Annotated in this window: 1 protein-coding gene; it reads left to right on the top strand. The window is 72.5% G+C overall.

All coding sequences use genetic code 11. The features are described 5' to 3' along the window. Positions 1-251: GNAT family N-acetyltransferase (locus ACLJNW_RS27045; RefSeq protein ID WP_410961633.1), on the top strand; the 251-nt coding region annotated here is incomplete at both ends.

The following is a 251-nucleotide window of genomic DNA, read 5'->3' on the forward strand; positions in this document are numbered from 1 at the left end:
GCTCCCGGCCATCGAGCGCTCAGCCGGGGAAAGCTTCCGCCTGCTGCCCGAGCTGGCCTGGATCGCCGACGCCGGGGTCGCCGGGGTGGACTTCCATCGCCGCCTGATCGAGCGCGGCAGCCACTGGCTGGCGGAAGACGCCGATGGCCAGCCGGTCGGTTTCCTCGCCGCCGAACGCTGCGCCGACGAGTTGCACATCGCCGAGTTGTCCATCGCCCAGGCCCACCACCAACAAGGCCTGGGCCGCCGCC

The organism is Salmonella sp. SAL4457, assembly GCF_046548235.1.
Lineage (GTDB): Bacteria > Pseudomonadota > Gammaproteobacteria > Enterobacterales > Enterobacteriaceae > Salmonella > Salmonella enterica.